General features: G+C 49.7%; 14 protein-coding genes. 3 read left to right on the forward strand and 11 right to left on the reverse strand.

Annotated elements, in window-relative coordinates:
* Nucleotides 1-73: 73 nt before the first annotated feature.
* Nucleotides 74-1,405 carry an aspartate--tRNA(Asn) ligase gene (aspS, locus tag DW739_RS02320; protein WP_118742558.1) on the reverse strand — a complete coding sequence of 444 codons (1,332 nt, stop codon included), beginning with the start codon at nucleotides 1,403-1,405 and terminating at the stop codon, nucleotides 74-76.
* A gap of 910 nt (nucleotides 1,406-2,315) precedes the next feature.
* Here aspS and DW739_RS02325 point away from each other — a divergent pair.
* Both DW739_RS02325 and purF read left to right on the forward strand, forming a co-directional pair.
* Nucleotides 2,316-4,415, forward strand: a complete 2,100-nt coding sequence (locus DW739_RS02325) for a glutamine synthetase III (protein ID WP_118742559.1) — start codon at nucleotides 2,316-2,318, stop codon at nucleotides 4,413-4,415.
* Nucleotides 4,416-4,589: 174 nt separating this feature from the next.
* Complete coding sequence (purF, locus tag DW739_RS02330; RefSeq protein WP_118293519.1) at nucleotides 4,590-6,014, forward strand: amidophosphoribosyltransferase; 1,425 nt, start codon at nucleotides 4,590-4,592, stop codon at nucleotides 6,012-6,014.
* Between the two features lie 244 nt (nucleotides 6,015-6,258).
* Here the strand turns inward: purF and codY are convergent, their stop codons facing one another.
* The 7 genes from codY to DW739_RS02365 form a co-directional block, all read right to left on the reverse strand.
* Complete coding sequence (gene codY, locus DW739_RS02335) at nucleotides 6,259-7,056, reverse strand: GTP-sensing pleiotropic transcriptional regulator CodY (protein WP_022360247.1); 798 nt, start codon at nucleotides 7,054-7,056, stop codon at nucleotides 6,259-6,261.
* Nucleotides 7,057-7,199: 143 nt separating this feature from the next.
* On the reverse strand, nucleotides 7,200-9,269 hold the full coding sequence (topA, locus tag DW739_RS02340) for a type I DNA topoisomerase (RefSeq protein ID WP_118742560.1): 2,070 nt from the start codon (nucleotides 9,267-9,269) through the stop codon (nucleotides 7,200-7,202).
* A 9-nt stretch (nucleotides 9,270-9,278) separates the two neighbouring features.
* The gene (gene dprA, locus DW739_RS02345) at nucleotides 9,279-10,511 is read right to left on the reverse strand and encodes a DNA-processing protein DprA (RefSeq protein WP_243023713.1); all 1,233 of its coding nucleotides are present in this window, start codon (nucleotides 10,509-10,511) and stop codon (nucleotides 9,279-9,281) included.
* A gap of 278 nt (nucleotides 10,512-10,789) precedes the next feature.
* Nucleotides 10,790-12,433 (reverse strand): YifB family Mg chelatase-like AAA ATPase, encoded by a 1,644-nt coding sequence (locus tag DW739_RS02350; protein WP_118742561.1) that lies wholly within the window; start codon nucleotides 12,431-12,433, stop codon nucleotides 10,790-10,792.
* Between the two features lie 342 nt (nucleotides 12,434-12,775).
* Nucleotides 12,776-15,088: a molybdopterin cofactor-binding domain-containing protein gene (locus DW739_RS02355; RefSeq protein ID WP_118468604.1), complete on the reverse strand. Its 2,313-nt coding sequence runs from the start codon at nucleotides 15,086-15,088 to the stop codon at nucleotides 12,776-12,778.
* Nucleotides 15,085-15,561, reverse strand: a complete 477-nt coding sequence (locus tag DW739_RS02360) for a (2Fe-2S)-binding protein (protein WP_107000403.1) — start codon at nucleotides 15,559-15,561, stop codon at nucleotides 15,085-15,087. Before DW739_RS02360 ends, DW739_RS02355 begins: the two co-directional genes overlap by 4 nt.
* Before the next feature lie 59 nt (nucleotides 15,562-15,620).
* The gene (locus DW739_RS02365; RefSeq protein ID WP_118468606.1) at nucleotides 15,621-16,484 is read right to left on the reverse strand and encodes an FAD binding domain-containing protein; all 864 of its coding nucleotides are present in this window, start codon (nucleotides 16,482-16,484) and stop codon (nucleotides 15,621-15,623) included.
* A gap of 147 nt (nucleotides 16,485-16,631) precedes the next feature.
* Between DW739_RS02365 and DW739_RS14830 the strand changes: the two genes are divergently transcribed.
* A complete protein-coding gene (locus tag DW739_RS14830) occupies nucleotides 16,632-17,756 on the forward strand; it encodes an NTP transferase domain-containing protein (protein WP_118524292.1) in 1,125 nt (374 codons plus the stop codon).
* Nucleotides 17,757-17,902: 146 nt separating this feature from the next.
* Here the strand turns inward: DW739_RS14830 and DW739_RS02375 are convergent, their stop codons facing one another.
* The 3 genes from DW739_RS02375 to nifJ all read right to left on the reverse strand — a co-directional run bounded on the left by DW739_RS02375 (nucleotide 17,903) and on the right by nifJ (nucleotide 24,193).
* Entirely contained in the window at nucleotides 17,903-19,300 is a 1,398-nt protein-coding gene (locus DW739_RS02375) for a nucleobase:cation symporter-2 family protein (protein ID WP_118523362.1), read from the reverse strand.
* A gap of 145 nt (nucleotides 19,301-19,445) precedes the next feature.
* Nucleotides 19,446-20,369 carry an alpha/beta hydrolase gene (locus DW739_RS02380; protein WP_118523363.1) on the reverse strand — a complete coding sequence of 308 codons (924 nt, stop codon included), beginning with the start codon at nucleotides 20,367-20,369 and terminating at the stop codon, nucleotides 19,446-19,448.
* Nucleotides 20,370-20,656: 287 nt separating this feature from the next.
* Entirely contained in the window at nucleotides 20,657-24,193 is a 3,537-nt protein-coding gene (nifJ, locus tag DW739_RS02385) for a pyruvate:ferredoxin (flavodoxin) oxidoreductase (protein WP_106999935.1), read from the reverse strand.
* Between the last annotated feature and the right edge of the window lie 266 nt (nucleotides 24,194-24,459).

The following is a 24,459-nucleotide window of genomic DNA, read 5'->3' on the forward strand; positions in this document are numbered from 1 at the left end:
GTTCTGTTCCTTCCTATTATAATATGTGTTATGGACAAACTCTTTGTTTCATAGGAAATTGCGTCCTGTCACGTTACGGTACCAGACGGCTCATATCTCTCGGGAAGAGCGAAACCTCACGGACATTCTCCTCTTCAAGCAGCTGCATCGTCATACGTTCCAGACCGATACCGAGTCCGCCGTGAGGCGGCATACCGTGTTTGAAGGTGCTTAAATACTGTTCCATTCCCTCGGTATCCATACCGCGTTTTTCAATCTTCTCCATCAACTCGGTGTAGCTGTGGATACGCTGTCCGCCGGTTGTGACTTCCAGTCCACGGAATAAAAGGTCAAAGCTGAGTGTTACTTTCGGGTCTGTCGGGTCATCCATCGCATAGAATGGACGCTTCTTGGATGGATAATGGGTGACAAACACAAAATCGGCGCCGTACTCTTCTTTAAAATAGCGTCCAATCAGGTGTTCTTCCTCCGGCTCCAGATCGTATGGGTTTTTGATCTGGGTTCCATATTTTTCGGAGGCAAGGCGTTTCGCCTCGGTAAAGGTCACTGCCGGAATCTTCTCTACTTCCGGAAGTTTGACTTTAAGAATTTCCAGCTCCGTGGAATATTCCTTCTTTAAAATTTCCACCATATGCTGAAGAAATCCGGTTTCCATCGCCATGATATCGGTAAAATCATCGATATATCCCATCTCAAAATCCAGTCCGGTATATTCGTTTAAATGGCGTTTCGTGTTATGCTTCTCCGCACGGAACACCGGACCAACCTCCATCACACGGTCAAACACGCCGACCATCATCTGTTTGTAAAACTGCGGACTCTGCGCTAACACCGCCGGGCGGTGAAAATAATCGAGTTTAAAGACGTTTGCTCCGCCCTCGGCTCCTTTTGCTCCGATCTTCGGGGAATGAATTTCCGTAAATCCTTCTCCATACAGGTACTCCCGGAATGCCCGTGCGATTCCTTCCTGGATTCTGAAACGTGCGCGCTCCCGCAGGTTGCGGAGTGTCAGAGAACGCATATCCAGTTTGGCTTCCAGGGATGCGCTCATTTTCCATTTTGATACGGCAATCGGCATCGGTTCTTCCGGTTTCGAGAGGATCCGAACACTCTTTAAACGAAGTTCCATGCCTCTCGGCGCCCGCTCTTCTTTTCGGAGGACACCGGAAACTTCTACGAATGTTTCTTCTCTTAATTCAGTAAAATCTGCGTCGGTCACACCTTTTTCATAGACAGTCTGCAGCACGCCGTCACGTTTCCGGAGAATCACAAATGCGATATCGCCCATGTTGCGGACACTCATGATCGCGCCGTTTACCTTTACTTCCCGTCCTTCCATACCGTCTGCAAACACGGCTGCCAGATCCAGCACTTCTTTTTCCTTTTTACCTGTCATAAATTCCATCGCTGTTTCCTCTCTTTCTCTGCTTTTTGATATGTCCGGGACGGGAATAATGAAAAAGAATGTGCCTTGGCACATTCTCGCGCCGAGCGCGGTCGCTTGCGACAAACTACATCTTCGCGCGAGTGCGCATCATTGGCACGTTAGTGCCTTTTTGTGTAATAGGGGATTCCAAGGAATTTCCTATTACACAAAAAGTCCCGGAATGACGTTCACTCACATCATTCCGGGACGGGATATTCCCGCGGTACCACCCGCATTTAAAAAGAAACGATTGTTTTTCTTTTTACTCTTTCGCTGCTTAACGCGCAGTCACGTGATGACCTACCTGCGGCGGCTGGCGGGGTGTCCAGTGTCGCTCTCAGTCATCCGGCTCCGGAGTGTTCCCTATTGTCCCGCTCCCTCCTGACACGGCTCTCAGCCGGTGACCGCGTCTTTCTGTCGGATTCTTCGAAACAGAGTCTCCATCTTTGCCTTTTAAAAAAGTGGGCACGAATACCATGATTATCATGGCATCCTTGCCCACCCCGTTGGATTCAATTTTTTATGTTCAAACTATAAACTATTTTTCTGAGTTTGTAAAGAGGTTTTTTAATTTTTTTTCACGCAGTAATTCTGTATGGAATATGTCAGCTTCGCTGACCAGTATCACGCGCCAAGTCTCACAGATGTTCGACTTAAATAGAAGAAATCTTGTACAATATCCTCCCTTGAAACATTTTTTCAAAATTCGTGTGCAAATTGTATTGACATTCAGAATTTTTCGTGTATACTACTACACATAAAAGCAAGGGCGCTTCGAGATGATCGAGGTGCCCTTTTCTTTATGTAAAATGTGTCAGAGCACATTCATCTTACGTAGATTTAATCATCACAAAATCGCAGACATAAAACCTGAAAGGAGACATGAGTTATGAAAAAAAACATCCCTGAACTGTATGGAAGTCTTGTATTCAACGACAAAGTCATGAAAAGCAAATTGCCGCGCGATGTTTATAAGGCACTCCGCAAAACGATTGAAAATGGCAGCCATCTGGATCTCGACATTGCAAATGCAGTCGCAGTTGCAATGAAGGAATGGGCCGTTGAAAATGGTGCAACTCACTTCACACACTGGTTCCAGCCGATGACCGGCATCACTGCTGAGAAGCACGACAGTTTCATCAACCCGGTTGGCAATGGCGAAGTTATCATGGATTTCTCCGGCAAAGAGCTGGTAAAGGGCGAACCGGATGCATCCAGTTTCCCATCCGGCGGACTTCGTGCCACCTTTGAGGCAAGAGGTTATACAGCCTGGGATCCAACCTCCCCAGCATTTATTAAAGACGATACACTCTGCATCCCGACCGCATTCTGTTCCTACAGCGGCGAGGCACTTGATACCAAAACCCCTCTTCTGCGTTCGATGGAAACCATCAACCGCGAGGCGCTGCGTGTCCTGAAACTCTTCGGAAATGAAGATGTGACCCGCGTTGTCTCCACCGTTGGTCCGGAACAGGAGTATTTCCTGGTTGATAAAGAACTGTTTAATAAGAGAAGCGATTTGAAGTTCTGCGGAAGAACTCTGTTTGGCGCACCAGCTCCGAAAGGTCAGGAAATGGATGACCACTATTTCGGCGCTCTCCGTCCGAGAGTTTCCGCTTTCATGAAAGAACTGGATGAAGAGCTCTGGAAGCTCGGTATTCCGGCAAAAACCAAACACAACGAGGTAGCTCCGGCGCAGCATGAACTTGCCACCATCTACACGACTACCAATGTGGCAGTTGACAACAACCAGCTCACTATGGAAATCATGAAACGTGTGGCAGAGAAACATGGCCTTGTGTGCCTGCTCCATGAGAAACCATTTGAGGGCATCAACGGAAGCGGTAAACACAACAACTGGTCTTTATCGACCAACACCGGCGAAAACCTTCTTGATCCGGATCGCGATCCGGCAAAGAACTTACAGTTCCTTCTCTTCCTGTTCGCAACGATCAAGGCAGTCGATGTCTACGGCGATCTGCTCCGCGTATCAGTTGCAACTGCTGGAAATGACCACCGTCTGGGCGGTAACGAGGCACCGCCAGCTATCGTGTCTATGTTTATCGGAGATGATCTGGAAGCAGTTCTCGATATTGTGGAAAAAGATCTCGAGTCTGAGGCAAAAGAAGTCCAGACCATGAAGCCGGGCGCAAAGGTTCTGCCGCACTTTATCAAAGATACAACCGATCGCAACCGTACTTCTCCGTTTGCCTTTACCGGCAATAAATTCGAGTTCCGTATGCCAGGTTCCGCTCTCTCTGTATCGGAACCGAACATTGTCATCAATACAGCCGTAGCTGAAGTTTTAGGCGAATTTGCAGACCGTCTGGAAGGTCTTTCAGGCAAGGCTCTGGAGGCAGAAATCCATCTGCTCTTAAAGGAAGTGCTGCGTGATCACCGCCACATCGTATTCAACGGCAACGGTTACACCAGCGAATGGGTAGAGGAAGCTCACAAACGCGGACTCTTCGACCTGCCGAGCTGCGCAGAGGCATTTCCGCGCCTGATTGCTGAGAAAAACGTAGAACTGTTCCTGAAACACGGCATCTACACCAAGGAGGAACTCTTCTCCCGCTACGAAATCAAGGAAGAGAACTACATCAAGACCATCAACATCGAGGCAAAGACGATGCTTTCGATGATGAAGAAGACCTTCCTGCCGTCCGTCCTCTCCTACTGCAAGGAGCTGGCTGAAACCGCCGCAAAGACAAAGGCAATCCTGCCGAACGCACCGATCAGCGCCGAGAGCAAACTGCTTGAGAAGCTGTCCGGTCTCTACACCGAGATTTCCGAGAAAACCGAAGCACTGGCAGAGGCTGAAAAAGCGGCAGAATCCATGGAAGATAATATCGAGAAGGTTACATATTTCCACTATACGATTCTTGCCAAGATGGATGACTTGAGAAGCAGCGTTGATACCGCAGAAGCCCTGATTCCGGATTCCTTCCTGCCGTATCCGACTTACGATGAACTTCTGTTCTCCGTATAATCTGACATGTCAATATTATGACTTGATTGAAAAATCGAGAAAAATGTGTTATGATTTGGCTGCAAAATATTGGTATATTGTCTTTTATACTGATATTTTGCAGTCAATTTTGGGTTCTTATCCCTGTTATTTTCTTATCATTCAGGTATCTTGAATACAAAGGAGGTTTATATCATGAGGGAGTCACTCACATACGAAACCGGACTTCGTGAGGAATGCGGCGTATTTGGAATGTTTGACCTGGAGGGCGGCGATGTTGCCAGAGATATGTACTACGGACTCAGCGCACTCCAGCACCGCGGTCAGGAGTCATGCGGCATCGCAGTCTGTGACACGAACGGCCCAAAGGGCGTTGTCAACTGCTACAAAGGGCTGGGACTTGTCAATGAGGTATTTCATGAGGAGACGTTAAAACGCCTCGGCGGCAATCTGGGAGTTGGTCATGTTCGCTACTCCACAACCGGTTCTTCTACCATCGAAAACACACAGCCACTGGTACTTAAGTATTTTAAGGGAACACTCTGTCTGGCGCACAACGGAAACCTGGTAAATGCGTTTGAGATGCGCCGCCAGCTTGAAGAAACCGGCGCAATCTTCCAGACGACGATGGATTCAGAGGTAATCGCATTCCACATCGCCAGAGAACGTCTGGCTGCCCCGACCGCTGAAGAGGCAATCAAACGGACCGCGGCAAAAACACGTGGCGCTTATGCCCTGATTATCTCCAGCCCGCGCAAGCTGATCGGCGTTCGTGATCCATTTGGTCTGCGTCCTCTCTGCCTCGGCAAAAAGGGAAATGTCTGGATCATGGCATCGGAAAGCTGTGCCATCACCTCGGTCGGCGGCGAATTTATCCGTGATATCGAACCGGGTGAGATCGTGACCATCACCCGCGACGGCGTTTTTTCTGATAAAAGCCTGCAGCAGGAAAAACGGGCGCACTGCGTTTTCGAATACATCTATTTTGCCCGCCTCGACAGCCACATCGATGATGTGAGCGTCTATGAGGCTAGGCTGCGCGGCGGCGCTGCTCTCGCACGTTCCTTCCCTGCCGATGCCGACCTCGTCGCCGGTGTACCGGATTCCGGTCTGACCGCCGCGATGGGATATGCGAAGGCATCCGGCATTCCATATGAGATTATTTTCCATAAAAACAGCTATGTCGGCAGAACTTTCATCAAACCGACCCAGGAAGAACGCGAAAATAGCGTCCGGATCAAGCTTAATATTCTGGAACCGGCTGTCAGGGGAAAACGCATTGTCCTCGTCGATGACTCCATCGTGCGCGGTACGACGATGAAAAACCTGATCCGCATGCTCAAAAAAGCCGGGGCGAAGGAGGTTCATGTGCGCGTCAGCTCCCCGCCATTCCTCTTCCCCTGCTATTTCGGCACCGATGTCCCCTCCAATAAACAGCTCATCGCCAGCAGTCATTCCGTCGAAGAAATCTGCCGGGAGATCGGTGCGGATTCGCTTGGATATATGCCGGTTGAAGATCTCGAGGAGATGGCAGGCGGACTGCCGCTCTGTACGGCATGCTTCACCGGAAACTATCCGATGGATGTGCCGGATGGGGAGATTAAGGATGCATTAGAATAAATATTTCGCAAATGAAAAAGAATGTGCCTTGGCACATTCTCGCGCTGAGCGCGGTCGCTTGCGACATGTTTCTGCTTCGCGCGAGTGCGCATCATTGGCACGTTAGTGCCTTTTTGTGTAATAGGGAATTCCAAGGAATTTCCTATTACATAAAAAAGGGCTCTCACCGAGTCCTTTTTTATCCCTCACACTTTTTCACGTTTTGTCAAAACTTTTGTTTTTGTTTAAAATGTCTTATATGTTTTTATACATTGGATGACGGACGGTTGTTCTGCGCTTTTAACGCTTTCAACTCGTCAAATACAACATCGTTCAGAACCTTAATGTAGGTTCCCTTCATACCGGACGAACGGGACTCAATAACGCCTGCACTTTCAAACTTGCGGAGTGCATTGACGATAACGGAACGGGTAATGCCGACTCTGTCTGCAATCTTGCTGGCTACCAGAATGCCCTCGTTGCCTTCCAGCTCATCGAAGATGTGAGTAATTGCTTCCAGTTCGGAGAAGGACAGGGTGCTGATCGCTGATTTAACGATCTGGATCTTTCTTGTCTCCTCTGCATTCTCCTCGTTGACAGAACGCATCATCTCAAGTCCGACAACAGTGGTTCCGTACTCACTCAGGATGATATCGTCGATGTCGTACTGTGCATCTGATTTGTAGATGAACAGAGTACCCAGTCTCTCACCGGATATATCAATAGGCGTGATGATCGCCTGATACTTCTTCACGTTCTCCTCGGCGAATCCCAATGTGGCAAGGTTGACATTTTCCTTCGTTGACAAAACGCTTAAAAGGCGTTCATTCAACATACGGTCAACAAAACCGCCGACCTGATCCTTGATCAACTCTTCGATCTCATCCACACCCTCATGAATCGCAACTCCGAGTACTTTACCTTTCTTGCTGATTACGAGAATATTGGATTCCAGTATGTCACTGAGGACTTCACAAATGTCATTGAACACAACCTTATGAGAATGGTTGTTGTGCAATAACTTATTAATTTTTCTAGTTTTGTCCAGTAATTGAACGCTCATTTTACCAGTTACCTCCTTTGCCTTTATCGTAAATTAGAATTCGATCCTAACCTGTAAGAATTGTAACACGATTTTCGTATAATAGCAAGAGTTTTTCTGTATTTTTCATTTTTTTTAATAATTAATATCTATTTCAAGAGTTTTTATGAGTTTTTTACAAAACCGCAGGCTTCGTTAGAACAAAGAAGCTTATTTCCCTTTTCGAGCATAATATGTCCACATTTCGGACACATTTCTTTTGACGGTTTCTGCCAGGTCATAAAATCGCAGTCCGGGTTATTTTCGCAGCCGTAATATCTTCTGCCCTTTTTCGATTTACGGATGACAATCTCACCACCGCATTTCGGGCACTTCACGCCGATCTTTTCCAGGTACGGCTTCGTGTTTTTACAGTCTGGGAATCCCGGGCAGGCAAGGAATTTGCCGTGCGGGCCATACTTAATTACCATGTTGCGCCCGCACTGGTCACAGATCACATCCGTCACCTCGTCAGCAATCTTGACGCTCTCAAGCGTCTTCTCCGCTTCTTTAACCGCCTTGTCAAGATCCGGATAAAAGTTTTCGATAACGGTCTTCCAGCCGATCGTGCCGTCCCCGATGCTGTCGAGCAGGTACTCCATATTTGCCGTAAACTGCAAATCAACGATGGATGGGAACGCCTTCTTCATCATCCGGTTGACTACCTCGCCAAGCTCTGTCACATAGAGGTTCTTATTTTCCTTCGCTACATAGCGGCGCGCGATGATTGTCGTGATGGTCGGTGCATAGGTACTTGGCCGTCCGATGCCCTGCTCTTCCAGCGCCTTGACGAGCGACGCCTCTGTATAATGTGCCGGTGGCTGTGTAAAATGCTGTGCCGGTTCTAACTGGTTTAAATCCAGCTTCATGCCTGCTTCCAGCGACTCGTTCAGAACGCCGTCGGTCTCCTTATCCTCGTCCTGTGAATAGACGGACATGAAGCCATCAAATTTGATTTTGGACGCCGACAGGGTAAAAAGCTCCTCTCCGGCTGCTACCTTGACGGAGGTTGTCTCGTAAACCGCCGGGCGCATCCGGCTCGCCGTGAAGCGCTTCCAGATAAGCTGGTACAGACGGAACTGGTCTCTGGAAAGCTGTTCTTTTACCTGTACCGGCGTCAGTGTAATGTCGGTCGGACGGATCGCCTCGTGTGCGTCCTGGATCTTGGCGTCTGATTTTGCCGCCGCCGGCGCCTCGGACACGTAACTTGCCCCAAACTGGTCGCCGATATAGCTTCTCGCCGCCGCATCTGCCTCTGCCGCGATGCGGGTGGAATCGGTACGCAGGTAGGTGATCAGACCGATTGTGCCGCGTCCCTTGATATCCACGCCCTCATAGAGCTGCTGGGCAAGGCGCATCGTCTTCTGCGTTGAGAAATTCAGCGTCTTGGATGCCTCCTGCTGCAGCGTACTGGTCGTAAACGGGATCGGCGCCTTCTTCACGCGTTCGCCCAGCTTCACATCGCGCACTTCGTACTCACAGCCCTCCAGACGCTTCATAAGCGTCTCCACTTCCTCTTTGCTGTGAATTGCCTTCCTGCCGTCCTTATCGCCGTAATAATGGGCGGTCAGCTTCTTTCTGGAGCCATGTACGTGGAGCTGTGCATCCAGCGTCCAGTATTCTTCCGGTATAAACGCATTGATCTCTTCCTCACGGTCGCAGATCATACGCAGCGCGACCGACTGCACACGACCGGCGCTGAGTCCTCTCTTGACCTTCGCCCAGAGAAGCGGGCTGATGAGGTAACCCACCATACGGTCAAGCATACGTCTCGCCTGCTGTGCATCCACCAGATTTTCATCGATGGCACGCGGCTCTTTTAAAGATGCCTTGACGGCGTTTTTTGTAATCTCATTGAAACTGATACGGTAAACCTTTTTATCTTTCTGTTCATCCAGCTTTAATGCTTTCATCAGGTGCCAGGAGATCGCCTCTCCCTCGCGGTCCGGGTCAGTTGCGAGATAAATCTTATCCGCTTTTTTAACCTCTTTACGAAGACGCGCCAACACATCGCCCTTTCCCCGGATGGTGATATACTTCGGCTCATATCTATGCTCTACGTCCACTCCCAGCGTGCTCTTAGGGAGGTCGCGCACATGACCGCCGGAGGCGTCCACCTCATAGTTGGAACCCAAAAATTTTTTAATTGTCTTGACTTTCGCCGGAGACTCTACAATAACCAGATTTTTTGCCATAACAGACCTCTATACAATCTTCCTAACGTAATATTGATTCATTGGCTGCAGGATCAATCCCTGCATTTCCAGATTTAAAAGCGCAGTCATGCATTCCCCTGCTGTCACCCCACAGCTTTTCATGACCGCTTCCAGATGTTTCGGTTGTGAATCTAGGCAACTATACACCATTTTTTCCGACTTGGCAAGTGCATTTACTGATTTTATTGTTTTTTTACAAGAATTTTTACATTTTATATGGAAGAAATCCAACACATCCTCCGGTTTCGTCACGATCCCCGCTCCCTGTGCAATCAGCCGGTTGCAGCCCTCACTGAGCGGATCGATGCGCCGTCCCGGCAGCGCAAATACCTCTTTTCCCTGCTCCAGCGCCAGATCCGCCGTAATCAGGGAGCCGCTTCTTTTTCGTGCTTCCACGACCAGCACCAGGTCGGAAAGTCCGCTGATGATCCTGTTCCGGATTGGAAAATGGGATGCCGTCGGCGGTACACCCGGTCCATATTCTGACAATATGCCGCCTTGTTCACGGATGCGCGCATGCAGTCGGATGCCGGATGGCGGATAACAGGTGTCAATCCCACAGCCCATCACGGCATACGTCAGTCCGCCGCCATCCATCGCGCCCTTATGCCCCGCCTGATCGATCCCCAGCGCCATGCCGCTCACTACCTGCACGCCGTTTTCTGCCAGAATCCGGCCGAAATACTCTGCCTCCTGTCGTCCATACGGCGTACAGCTGCGCGCCCCGATGACTGCCGCGGATGGTTTCGCATCTTCTGGAAGCATTCCACGCACAAACAGCCACATCGGTTTATCATAGATATGCATCAGGCGCTTCGGATATGCCGCCTCACCGCACAGAATGAAACGTACCCCCTGTTCCTCCAGCCTATCGTATTCTTCCACGCGCTGTTTGAAGAGCGGAACCGCTTCCTCCAGCCCCTTTTTCACAGCCTTTCCGAGAAAGGAACATATAAACGGATCCAGTTTCTTCCTATTATATAAAACCCGCTCATAGATTCCCTCAAAACTGCCGCACGATTCATATAATTTAGCCGCCGTCACCGCGCCGATTCCATCCACTCTCGATAACCAGTAGGCATGGATGCGCTCACGGTCGGAATACTGCATATTTTCTGTCAGAGGCACTTTTTTATGCGGCGGTTCCTGTGTTTTTCCATATAGTTCCTGCATAGAAAGCTGAGCATTCTGTACATTGCTCTCTTCTTTTCCTATTTCCATATCTTTCCCCCTATATATGTCAGATCGGCTGCCTTTTACCTTCAAGAATGCCTCGGCATTCTTGCTGCGAGATGCGCGTCATGCAAAGCATGACATACTTCTTTTGCGCATCTTAAGCAATCCTGCCGGAGGCTATATCAGATGGGGGATTGGCTCCCACCACTGATACTAATTTGCTTCTCGCCACCTGAAGAGGTGGGAGTCATCTCACATCTGATATAACAATTACAACCCTTATTAAACTTTTTATTCTTTCAATCTTTTAGACATGCTTCTTTTCAGAGACTCCCCCAATATTTTTTCTCAAAACTCCGGAATCCAATCGCCTCCGCCAACTGCGTCCGCCCGATCTCCGCCTGTCCATCCAGATCGGCAAGTGTGCGCGCTACTTTTAAAATCTTTCCGTGTCCCCTGGCACTGATTCCCTGCTGCCGTTCGACCTTTTCCAGAAATACCACATCTTCCCCGGATAGACGGCAATACTTTTCGATCTGGCGGCGGGTCATCTGGCTGTTGTAGGAGATAGATTCGTCTGCAAACCTCTTTTCCTGTCGAGCGCGCGCCTCCATGACGCGGGCGCGCATGACAGCGGAGGAATTCCTCTGCTCCGTCTGTGGAAAACTCCCCTCATCTATACTCTTCTCTGAAGCCATCATACCCAAATCCTGCCGCGGTACTTCCACCCCAATATCGATCCGATCTAAAAATGGTCCCGAAACGCGGTTCAGATACCGGCGGATCTGGGTTGGAGTACAACGGCATTTTCCCAAATCTGGGAAAAAACCGCATTTGCAGGGATTCATCGCCGCCGCAACCATCGTTTTTGCCGGAAATACAACCGTCTGGTTGAGACGGGAAACCGTGATGCTTCCTTCCTCCATCGGCTGACGCAGCAGATCCAAAATTTTCGGCTGAAACTCCGTTAACTCATCTAAAAAGAGGGTTCCATAACTAGCGAGTGAGATCTCCCCGGGCTTCGGATTTCGTCCTCCGCCCGCCATCGCCTGGGCGGTCGTGCTGTGATGCGGGCTGCGGAACGGACGCTGCAAAACCAGCGGTGTGTCTGGCTTCAGGAGACCGCAGATACTGTATATCTTCGAAACTTCAATGCTTTCCTCCAGCGTAAGCGGCGGCAAAATTGTCGGAATACGCCGAGCTGCCATCGTTTTTCCCGTTCCAGCCGGTCCGATATAGAGAATGTTGTGACGCCCCGCTGCTGCCGCCTCGGTTGCCTGCCGCACCAGCGGAAGTCCGACGATCTCATCAAAATCGACGTCAAATTCTTCCTGTCCCGCCTGAAACAGATCTGGTGTGAACCATTGTCCGTGAATCTGTTCCGGATGCTGCAGGCAAGCCGTCAGCGCTTTCACATCCCGGACTCCGACGATCTCGATCCCATCCACAGCCCGTCCCTCCTGTACATTCTCTTCGGATAGAAAAACCCGTTTCATTCCGCAGCGGCGCGCTTCATAGACCATCGAGAGAACACCGGTCAACGGCTTGATGCTGCCGTCCAAACCCAGTTCACCGATAAACGCCCATTGGTCCCAATTCGGTGCAGAATTGTTCTCCTCATCTTCCACCCCATCCATTTCCGGGCAGGTTTCATCCGTCTTTCTTATTTTTGCCTTTTCACCCTGTTCCCACAAGCACCTCAAAATTCCTGCCGCGATCGCCAGATCACACCCCGTTCCCTCTTTCCGCACCCCGGCTGGCGATAAATTGACCGTGATCCGCTTAGGCGGCAGGCAAAACCCCGCATTCCGAAGTGCGGTCCGAACGCGCTCCTGCGCCTCCCGCACCTCCTCCGCCAGGTAGCCCACCATGACAAAACTCGGCAATCCGTTGCTCACATCAACCTCCACCGTGATCCGGTAGCCATCGATGCCGCGGGTGCTGAAACTGTTTATTTTACTGAACATATATTTCCCCCTATTATTGATTTTTTACCTTGCCTTGTATTTTTCATACCATACAGGCTTAAAATTTGGATACTTTTAATGATATCCTGAGATAAAAGAGATTCTACTTGAATTTGATTTGAAATTAAAATAAATAGATTTGAATCATGAAATCAGATTTACCAGACCTAAAATAGATATTCACTCTTTCATTATATATAGACCTGCGGCAGAATGCAAGCCAAAACAGCTTAGAACTATGACACTAATTAATTGACATTGTGCGCACACAAAAACAAAAAGCTGCCGCAAAATGCTAACATATAACATTCTGCTGCAGCTTTTTGTTTTTAATCTATCTCTTTAAATAAAATCTTCTCCCAGCTTCTCTGCCGCCGCGCGTGCAATCTGCTCCGGCGTGATCGGAAGCTCATAGAATCGTTTTCCGACTGCATTGTACACCGCATCAGCAATCGCCGGAAGCGGCGTGTTGATAACAATCTCGCCGATCGACTTTGCTCCGAACGGACCAGATGGCTCATAACTGCTCTCAAACTCAACGTTTAAATGTCCATAGTCAATCCGGGTCGGAATCTTATACTGCATCAGGGAATTTTCACGCACACCACCCTGTGCATTGCGGGTAATATTTTCCGTCAGCGCCATGCCGATTCCCTGCATCAGACCGCCCTCAACCTGCAGGCGGGACAGATTCGGATTGATCGGTGTACCGCAGTCTACCGCTGCCGCATAATTAATAACGCTGGTTTCGCCTGTCTCCATATCAATCTCAAGCTCAACCGCACCTGCCATAAACGGAGGCGGGGAAATATGGGCGGTTCTCGACTCGGTTACCTCCAGCGGAATTTCATGCCCGTACATGGACGCCGTTGCGATATCAGCCAGAGCGATCTTCTTCGTCTCATCCCCGGCTTTTTCGGTTGTGAATACCTCTTTTCCGTCAAATTCCACTGCATCCGCCGGGACGCCCAGAAGCTCTGCACCCAGTTTACAGATCTGCTCACGCAGGCGCAGCGCACACCGTTCGGTCGCTTTTCCGGTCAGATAGGTCGTACTCGATGCATAAGAACCTGAGTCATACGGGGATGAATCCGTGTCCGCGCCCAGCACCGTGATCGCATCGATTGGGCATTCCAGCACTTCCGCCGCAATCTGCGCCAGAATCGTGTCACAGCCGGTTCCCATATCTGCCGCTCCGAGCGACAATGTATAGAACCCTTCGTCGTTGACTTTGAGACGAGCACTTCCGACATCCATCGCCGTGATTGCCGATCCCTGCATCGCCATACCCATGCCGACGCTGCGGACCTTGCCATTGCCCATGTCACGCACCGGATATTTGTCTTCCCAGCCGATCATCTCACGCACTTTTTTTACACAACGGTCGAGTGCGCAGCTTGTATTAACCTGATTATAATATGCTGGCATCAGATCGCCCTCTTTAACCATGTTTTTCAGGCGGATCTCAAAGCGATCCATCTGAATCTGGTCTGCCAGCTCATTGACCGCCGACTCGATCGCGAAAAGTCCCTGTGTCGCACCATAGCCACGGTACGCGCCTGCCGACATGATATTCGTATAGACAACATCGCTGATAAAGCGGAATGCTTCAACACTTCCATACAACGGGATCGATTTGTGTCCTGACAGTCCAACGGTTGTCGGTCCATGCTCGCCGTAAGCACCGGTATTGGACAATGTGTAAAGATCGATGCCGCGGATCGTGCCGTCCTTCATCGCGCCCAGACGCACATGCATCTCCATCTCATGGCGCGGCGAAGACGCCGTCTGTGCCTCCATCCGGCTATAAATCAGCTTCGACGGTTTTTTCGTCATCCAGGTAACGAATGCCGGATAGACTTCACAGACCGCCGTCTGCTTCGCACCAAAACCCCCGCCGATTCTCGGCTTGCTCACGCGCACCATCGACTTCGGGATATGAAGCGCATTTGCCACGATTCTGCGGCAGTGAAACACGATCTGCGTGGAACTTAAAATATTTAATCTTCCGTAGGTATCGATCGAACAATAGGTACGGAATGTCTCCATCATCGTCTGCTGGCACGGCTTTGTGTGGTATACATGGTCAATCACGATGTCGCAGTCCTTTAAAACCGCCTCGACATCCCCGTTGCCGCACTCATCGTGCGCGCAGAGGTTACGCTTGTTGTCTGCGCCGACCGGAGCAAGACTTTCCCAGTTGTCCTCTGGGTGAACCAGGATCGGGTTGTCCTTTGACGTATGGAAATCCAGAACCGGCTCTAAGACTTCGTACTGTACCTTGATCAGGCGGAGTGCTTTATCGACACATTTTTCATCTTTTCCTGCTACAATCGCCACAATATCGCCCTGAAAACGGACATGGCGGTCGATCAGGAGACGGTCATACGGGCTCGCCTCCGGGTATGTCTGCCCCGCCTGTGTGTAGCGCTTTGCATCCTGCGGCACATCCTCCCAGGTATAAATTGCCTCGATGCCCGGAACTTTCATTGCGATCGCAGTGTTGATCGTTTTTACCATCGCATTCGCATACGGGGAACGCAGAAGTTTGACGATCAGGCAGTCCTGCGGCGCCAGATCATCCACGTAAACCGGCTGTCCGGTTACCAGCTGCATCGCATCTTTTTTTCGTACAGAAGTATTGACTACTCTCATTCTGCCGCCTCCTTCTGTTTTTCTCTCTTCCAGTCTAAAAATGCCAGAATGCCGCGAAGCTGTCCTTCATAACCGGAACAGCGGCACAGGTTTCCTGCCAGATATTCGCGGATTTCATCCTCCTCCGGGAACTCTTTTTCCCGGAACAGCGCCAGCGCATTCATTATAAAGCCCGGATTACAGAAGCCGCACTGTTCGGCTCCCTGATCGGCAATGAATGCGCCAAATTCTTTTGCCTCCTCCTGGAGTCCTTCCAGCGTCGTCACGCTGTGACCGTCCGCCCGCGCCGCCAGCACGGAACAGGAAAGCACTGGTTTTTCATCCAGAAATACGGTACAGAGTCCGCAGTTTGCCGTCTCGCAGCCGCGCTTGACACTGTAACAGCCCTGACTGCGTACCAGATCAATCAGAAGCGTATCCGGCTCAATCTCCGGAGAAATCTTCGTTCCATTTAGAGTAATCGTTATCTGCATCATATGTGAATCTCCTAATATTCATACTGTTATACGATCATTTTATTGTCCTATTTCGTTTAGCACTCTTCCAGCACACGCACCGCCCGCTTTATCAGAACGCCGGTTAAATGTTTCCGGTATTCAGCGCTGCCGCGCATATTTGAAGATGTCCGAACCTGATCACAGATCCACTTTGCAAGACAGGCTGCTTTCTTCCCGGTCTGCGTCTTGTCCTGCTTTTCTCTGGTATCGGCATCCGCATCTGCTTTTGTTTCAGCCTTTTGCTTTTCCTCTATAAGCGCCTGTATTGTCTCCGCTGATGCCTCGAACAACACAGCACGCCCCGGACGCGCACCGATGCTAAAACGATATGCTCCATCCGCCCGTTTCGCCGCCGCACAGGTCAGCACTGGAAAATCAGTCTGTGTATTCCGCACAGACTGGTAGTGATATACGGCTTTGTCTTTATGGACAATTAATTTGACTAAAATGTCCCGGCCGCCGATCTGTTTTGCAAATTCCACCAACGGCATCCGTCCAGCTTTGTAAAGTTCCACCTCGGTGTCCATCGCCAGGAACATCGTCAGGACATCTGAAAATCCAAATCTGCCATAGATACTGCCTCCGACTGTCGCTAGGTTCCGAAGCTGCACGCCGACGATATGGCGCACCGACTCGCGCATGGCACCGTCTGTGTATGCCGCCAATCCCGGATGTTCTTCCAGCTGGCGCAGGGTAACCATCGCGCCAATCTCAAACGCATCCTCTGTCTCCTCTATCTGATCCAGCCCCAGCCCTGAAATATCAATCGCGGTTCCTACATTGCCCCGGCTCATCTTCAGCCAGATCATACCGCCTATCACCCGGTTCGCTTTTTTCTGATTCAGCTCCCAGGCTTCCTCCAGGCTTTCTACCCGTTTATATTCTCGAATCGTCATCATAGGTTTTTCCTCTTTTTCATCTATTTCTTAAATAACAAAATTATCCATCTTTTATTATAGCATAAAACATGGTATAATTCCGTTGTTATTTTTAAAATACAACGAGGCCCCTTTTTCCAGAAAAGATTAGGAGGATTTGACAAAACTATGAAACCATCCATCCGTACCTACCTCTGCAATGACGAAAACCATCGTTTCTTTGGCGAAGGTCCTCGTCAGCTTCTTCATGCCATCGATGAAACCGGCTCGCTCCGCTCCGCCGCTCTGTCCATGAATATGGCGTATACAAAAGCACTTCGGATTATCCGCTCCGCCGAAGCCACGCTTGGATTTCCACTGACCGTCCGCACCACCGGCGGAAAAGGCGGCGGAGGCAGCCAGATGACGGCGGAGGCGAGGGAGTTTCTAGCTAAGTATGAGGCATATCGGGATGCATGTACGGAGAGTGGGCAACAGTTATATGAAGAATTTTTTTGCAGACGGAAATCTATTTTTTTCTCTTCTGGAACACAAACGCCCTCTTTCACTTGTTTGCAAAATTCAAACGAGGTCCGTATCGCCTGCATCATCATGGCCTCCGGTCTTGGAAAACGTTTCGGCTCGAACAAGCTCATGGCTTCGTTCCACGGTGCTCCGCTCATCCACTCGGTTCTGGATGTGACCGGTTCTGTTCCGCTCTTTGCCGATCGTCTCGTTGTGACGCGCTCCCGGGAGGTTCACGATTACTGTCAGTCCCTGGGGATTCCGGTGCTGATTCATACACTTCCCAATCGGAACGAGGCGCTCTGTCTGGGACTTACACACATGTTAAAAAGGCACCCGGATTTATCAGGATGTCTCTTTGCACTCGGCGATCAGCCGCTTCTGCGTCCACGGACACTGGAACGGATATGCCGGCGCTATCTCGAATGCAGAATATCACCACGTCACGCTGAATCTGTTTTCCCAGATTCTGATTTTTCTATTTTGGAATCAAAATTGCCTCAGAATTCAGGAATTGCAAAAAAATCACCGATCGTACAGCTCTGCAGCGTCCAAATGACGGCTTCTCCCGAACCTTCCGTCTCAACCACCGTCGGAAGCCCGATTCTCTTCGACCGGGCATATTTTGACGAACTGCTCCATCTGCCGGAAAAAGCTGGCGGAAGCCATGTTCTCCGCCAGCATCTGGACGTTGTCCGGTATGTGACTGCCGAAGTACCGGAGGAATTGATGGATGTAGACACGCCGGAGGAGCTCAAACGCCTGGAGAATCTGGTAACAATCGAATAAAACTATAAGGACTGACATCACACATGCAGCATGATGCCAGTCCCTTTTTATCAATCTACGTATCACTTTCAGCCATACATTCCATATTTTATATATGGATCTTATATTTTTATGTACCTATGACCTTTTTCTAATCTTCCTATTTCTTACGCCTCTTCCTTCGGCAGCAGCACATTCAGGATAATCGCCATGAAAGCTGCCGGAACGATACCAGATCCGCCGAATACAAGCTGAATTGCTTCCGGCATCTTGGAAAGGATGGTTGCATGTGCACCCATGCCGTAACCAACACCCAGTGCAACAGAGACGATGGTCAGGTTGCGTGAAGTCATCTTCTCTTTCGTGATAAGCTGAATACCGCTAACTACGATCGAAGAGAACATCATAACCGCTGCGCCTCCCAGTACCGACTGCGGCATGATCGAAACGATCGCACCCAGCTTCGGAATCAGACCGCACAGAATCAGGAATACCGCGCCGGTTGCAAGTGCCATGCGGTTGACTACCTTTGTCATCGTAACCAGACCTACGTTCTGGCTGAACGAAGTGTTCGGAAGAACACCGAACAGCGCCGCAATACTGGAACCAAGTCCATCGCAGATAACGCCGCCGGAAAGCTCTTTATCGGTCGCCTCACGGTCCATACCGCCCTCAACGACACCGGAAATATCTCCGACCGTCTCAACAGCGGTTACAATAAACATGATAAGAACCGGCAAAATCGCGCGCATATCAAAGACAATTTTAACCGGGACGATCGCCGGAATGCTGATCCAGCTTGCCTGTGCTACCTTATCCCAGTTTAATACCCATGCTTTGGTATATTCGGTTCCGTCCGCTGCAATGCCCGTGTGCGGAAGCACCAGACCCATGATGAATGCTACAGCATAACCGGCAATAATTCCGACCAGAATCGAGGAAGAACTTAAATATCCCTTCGTTCCGTGCTTCACTGCCAGAATCACAATCAGGACAAAAATAGCAAGCAGCATATTTTCCATGGAACCAAAGTCCTGCGCCGAGCTGCCGCCGCCGAAGGAATTGACGCCGACCCCGATCAATGACAGACCAATCGAAAGAACGACCGTACCTGTTACGACCGACGGGAAAAATCGGCGAAGCGGCTTTAAGAAGCATCCAAGCACACTCTCGAACAGACCGCCGATGATCGAAGCACCCATAATGGCGCCGTACGCTAAAATACCGCCGCCCATCGTAGCCGCCACGCTGTTGAATACACCGATGAAACCAGAGCTGGTTCCCATGATAATCGGAACCTTGCCGCCGACCGGACCAACCGAAAATAACTGCAGCAGCGTGATCAGTCCCGCCACCAACATCGCATTCTGCAGAAGCTCGATCTGCAGCTGTGCCAGATCGTTTCCGCCCGTGATACCACAGGCACCCGTGATGATCAGAAGTGGTGTCAGGTTACCGACAAACATCGCAAGCACGTGCTGCAGTCCCAGCGGAATCGCCTGTTTTAACGGCATCTTCGCCTCAAACTCATAGGCAGGTCCCGTAAATTTCTTTTCATTTTCCATAGATTTTCTCTCCCTGTACCCAATTTAAAACTACCTTTTTACACAGTTTCCAAAACATTCTCAATTATAAAAAAAAGCATATGAACTGTAAAGATTGTTTTTTCATTTGTATATTATTTTTCATTAAGTAAGTTATAAGTATTACTTATAATTTACTTACCCAGTCCACAATATCACCAAATACCTCTTCCCGGTTGATCTCATGAAACAGTTCATGCCTTGCCCCCGGATAAAGTTGCATCGCCACATTGGTACATCCGGTTTCTTGCAGATCTTCCATCGCGCGCCGCACACCGCGTCCGCCTTCTCCGACCGGGTCCTCCTCTCCCGATATCAGCAGAATCGGCAGATTTTTCGGAATTCCATCAAAGCCTCTCTTCCGCTTCAAATCCAGCATGACCTGGAAAAAATCGACGAATGCCCCATCGGTAAATAAAAACTGGCAGTATGGATCCGCCTCGTATTTTTCATCCTCCTCCGTCACGCGCGACAGCCATTGATGTTCCGTTTTTCCTTTTTCAAAATAGCGGTTATAGCTTCCAAGAACCAGCTGGTGCAGCCGCTCATTTCGTCCATTTCTTCCTTCCAGCCACGCTGCCGCTGCCACGACGGTTCCGCCCAGCCACAAAAGTGGTTCCGGCTGGCTTCCGGTTCCCATGCAAATTGCGCCGTCCAGCCATTCTCCATAATGCGTGATAAAACGGCGTCCAAAAAACGAACCCATGCTGTGCCCCAGAAGAATATGCGGAATGCCCTGAAACTTGTGTTTCGCAAAACGTGCCACCTGCGCCATCGCAGCGTTCACGCGGCGGACACCATTTTTCTCCGCGAACTCACCCAATTCCCCTGGTTTTGCTGTCCGTCCATGTCCCGGATGATCGTGCCCGATGACCGCAATCCCCGCCCGGTTCATCGCCTGTGCAAATTCTTCGTATCTGCCAATGTGCTCGATCATACCGTGCGCCACCTGAATGACCGCCCACGGTGTTTCCTCCGGCTCCCAGCAGATGCCATGGATTCTGCCGCTCCCATCCTGAAATGGAATATAAAAATCTTTGCCCTGTGCCATCCTGATTTCCCCGCTTTCTAAATGCTATATCGAATTATCTCTCTCAACATTGCCTGAAATATTTTTTATTTTCCTGTTTTATTGAAGCATATAATTTTCAGATCCTTTTCATATACAGGATACCACAAAAACACTCTATTATACAATTTTCCCCCCTAAAAAAGAATGTGCCTTGTTGTGTAATAGGGAATTCCCTATTACACAACAAAAGCTCCATCTTTCGACGGAGCTTCTGCAGTCATACGTTTTATATATCGTATGTCATATATTCATGAATCAGTGATTCATTAGTTGTTTGTATACAGAGTAACGAGCTTGTTCAGGTACTGGTATCTAGCCTTTGCCTCTTCCTCGTTCTTTGCATCCAGCGCGCCGGCTCTATCCGGATTCTTCAGAGCCAGAGATGCGTAACGAACCTCACCCTTTAAGAATGCCTGGTAGTCACCTGTCGGTGCCTTGCTGTCCAGAGTGAACTTCTTGTCCTCTGCAGCCGGATTGTAACGGAAGTTGTGCCAGTAACCGCACTCTACCGCCAGTTTCTCCTCGGTCTGAGCCTTGTCCATACCTTTCTTGATACCGTGGTTGATACACGGAGCATAAGCAATGACTAAGGACGGACCCGGATATGCCTCTGCCTCAGCGATTGCCTTAACAGTCTGAGCATAATCAGCACCCATGGAGATCTGGGCAACGTATACATAGCCGTAGCTCATAGCGATGGAAGCAAGATCTTTCTTCTTCACATCTTTACCACCTGCTGCAAACTGTGCAACTGCACCGGTCGGAGTTGCCTTAGAGGACTGTCCGCCTGTGTTGGAGTAAACCTCGGTATCATATACCATGATGTTGATATCCTTGCCGGAAGCAAGTACGTGGTCAACACCGCCGAAACCGATATCGTAAGCCCAACCGTCGCCACCGAATACCCACTGGGATTTCTTAGCGAGGAAGTCTTTGTTCTTCACAATATCCTTGCAGTTCGGGCAGTCGATGCCGTCCAGAGCCTCTACCAGCTTGTCGGTAGCCGCGCCGTTCAATGCACCGATTCCGTAAGTATCCAGCCACTCTTTGCAAGCTGCTTTCACTTCATCGGTCGCCTGTTCTGCCGCCATCACAGCCTCAACCTTACCCTTTAAGCCGTCACGGATTGCGTTCTGAGCCAGAAGCATACCATAACCGAACTCTGCGTTGTCCTCGAACAGGGAGTTGTCCCAAGCCGGACCCTTGCCAGCCTTGTTCATGGTGTAAGGTGTGGACGGTGAAGAGTTGCCCCAGATAGAGGAGCATCCAGTTGCGTTGGCAATGTACATACGATCGCCGAACAGCTGAGTAATCAGTTTTGCGTACGGAGTCTCGCCGCATCCTGCACAAGCGCCGGAGAACTCAAGTAACGGCTGTTTGAACTGGCTTCCCTTAACAGTTGTCTCTTTATATTTATCAATGACATCCTGTTTGATCGGAAGTGTCTGACCGTAGTCATAACCCTTCTGAGCCTCCAGATTCTTGTCAAGACTTACCATCGTAAGTGCTTTCTCACCCTTCTTGCCTGGGCAGACATTTGCACAGGAACCACATCCGGTACAATCCAGGGAAGAAATAGTCATCACGAACTTGTACTGCGGCATACCTGTAAGCGGCAGTGTCTTTGTTCCTTCCGGAGCGGCAGCAGCCTCTTCCTCGGTCATCGCGATCGGGCGGATAACTGCGTGCGGGCACACATAAGAACAGAAGTTACACTGGATACAGTTGTCCGGATTCCAAACCGGTACATTGACTGCGATACCACGTTTCTCGTATGCAGCGGAACCAGACGGAGTTGTACCATCTACATAATCGGTAAATGCAGATACCGGCAGGTTGTTACCCTCCTGAGCATTGACAGCAGCCTGAACGGTGTTGACAAACTTAACAACGTCTGCTCTTCCCTCGGTTGCGTGAGTCATCTCAAGTCCCTCGTCCTCGCCGTTCTTCCAGCTTTCCGGAACCTGAATCTCTACAACGTTCTGAGCGCCTGCATCGATAGCAGCCCAGTTTTTCTTAACAACATCTTCGCCCTTACGACCGTAGGTTGCCTTTGCAGCAGCCTTCATCAGTTCGATCGCTCTCTCCTCCGGAATAATATTTGCCAGCTTGAAGAATGCGGACTGAAGGATGGTATTGATACGGGTCGGACCCATACCGGTCTCGATACCCAGTTTAACACCGTCGATGGTGTAGAATTTAATCTTGTGGTCAGCGATGAACTTCTTAACCTGTCCCGGTAAGTGCTGCTCCAGCTCTTCCATGTTCCACGGGCAGTTTAACAGGAATGTACCGCCGTCAACCAGTTCCTGAACCATGTTGTACTTACGGATGTAAGCTGGATTGTGACAGGCAACAAAGTTTGCCTTGTGGATCAGGTAGGTGGATTTGATCGGTTTATGACCGAAACGAAGGTGGGACATTGTAACACCACCAGATTTCTTGGAGTCATAATCGAAGTAAGCCTGTGCGTACATATCGGTGTTATCGCCGATGATCTTGATGGAGTTCTTGTTTGCACCTACAGTACCGTCGGCACCAAGACCCCAGAATTTACAGTTTACAGTTCCTTCCGGAGTGGTAACAAGCGGTGCGCCAAGCTCCAGGGAGAGATTGGTAACATCATCTACGATACCGATGGTGAACTGTTTCTTGGTTGTATTCTCATATACAGCTACGATCTGAGCCGGTGTAGTATCCTTGGAACCAAGTCCGTAACGACCTGTGAAGATCGGAGTCTGATCGAATTTTGTACCCTTTAATGCTGCTACTACATCAAGGTAAAGCGGCTCGCCAAGGGAACCTGGCTCTTTGGTGCGGTCTAATACGGAAATCTGCTTAACTGTATCCGGAATAGCGTCTACCAGTGCGCTGGCTACGAACGGACGGTACAGGCGAACCTTTACAACGCCGACTTTCTTTCCAGCTGCTACGAGGTAATCGATCGTCTCCTCGATGGTATCGTTGACAGAACCCATTGCGATGATAACGTGCTCTGCATCCGGAGCGCCATAGTAGTTGAACAGCTTGTAGTCTGTGCCAATCTTCTCATTGACCTTGTCCATGTATTCCTGAACAATCGCCGGAAGTGCATCGTAGTACGGGTTGCAAGCCTCTCTTACCTGGAAGAAGATATCCGGGTTCTGAGCAGAACCGCGCTGACACGGGTGGTTCGGGTTCAGTGCATTCTTACGGAATGCATCGATTGCATCCATATCTGCCATATCTTTCAGATCTTCATAATCCCAGGTCTCGATCTTCTGAATCTCATGGGATGTACGGAAACCATCAAAGAAGTTAATGAATGGAATCTTGCCCTTGATGGATGCCAGATGTGCAACCGGGGTTAAATCCATAACTTCCTGTACGCTGGATTCACACAGCATCGCGCAGCCTGTCTGACGGCACGCATAAATATCAGAATGGTCACCAAAGATGGATAACGCATGGCTGGCCAGTGCACGAGCAGAAACATTAAATACGCCCGGGAGCTGCTCACCTGCAATTTTGTATAAGTTCGGGATCATCAGAAGCAGACCCTGGGAAGCGGTGTACGTGGTTGTCAGCGCACCTGCTGCCAGAGATCCGTGTACTGCACCTGCTGCACCTGCCTCAGACTGCATCTCTGTAATCTGAACTGTGTGGCCGAAAATATTGGTTCTTCCGTCTGTTGCCCATTCATCGGTAGCCTCAGCCATCGGAGAAGAAGGGGTAATCGGATAGATAGCTGCCACGTCGGTGTATGCGTAAGAAGCATGCGCTGCTGCGTGGTTTCCATCCATGGTTTTCATCTTTCTTGCCATAATGAATATTCCTCCTATTGATAGTGAATGTATTCAGTAATAAATCTCCCCAAATAGATTGTCCTGGAAATTTACCTGATAATATTATAACAAATTCTCGTCAAAATGCAAATAAATTTGATTTATATCCGGTATTATTTTTCGAACAATTACAAAAAAGCTGTCTACTGTTTTTTCAGATAGTCGATAAAACCATAAAATATGAAAAAAAGCGCCGCCAGATGAAGAAAGACTCTCCATCCAGCGGTGCTTTTCATTCAAATGCC

The organism is Clostridium sp. AM28-20LB (assembly GCF_003480665.1).
In the GTDB taxonomy this organism is placed as follows: Bacteria; Bacillota; Clostridia; order Lachnospirales; family Lachnospiraceae; genus Otoolea; species Otoolea fessa.